The 311-nt window shown below is 58.2% G+C and carries 1 protein-coding gene; it reads left to right on the top strand.

Annotation, left to right across the window (positions count from 1 at the left end; genetic code table 11):
• The coding region (locus H6A34_RS14725; RefSeq protein WP_205106113.1) for a TonB-dependent receptor plug domain-containing protein at positions 1-311 on the top strand (311 nt) is incomplete at both ends.

The raw sequence follows: 311 nt of genomic DNA, 5'->3' as shown, positions 1-311 counted from the left end.
GTTACCGGCAAAAGCACCGTCAATATCGTAATGGAAGACGAGGCAACCAATCTTGACGACCTCGTTGTCATCGGTTACGGCTCCGTTCGCCGCAAGGACCTTACCGGTTCCGTGGCCACTGTGAGCAACGAAGCCCTCGCGGCTGTTCCGGTTGCGTCAGTAACCGAAGCCCTCACGGGTAAGATGGCCGGCGTAAACATCACCACGACCGAGGGCTCGCCCGACGCCGACGTGAAAATACGTGTACGTGGAGGAGGCTCCATCACTCAGAGCAACGACCCATTGCTCATCGTCGACGGATTCCCCGTTGA

It is taken from the genome of Marseilla massiliensis, from assembly GCF_016899855.1.
Lineage (GTDB): Bacteria > Bacteroidota > Bacteroidia > Bacteroidales > Bacteroidaceae > Prevotella.
Note: the sequence above shows the minus strand (reverse complement) of the source record. Positions and strands in the feature narration are given on the sequence as shown.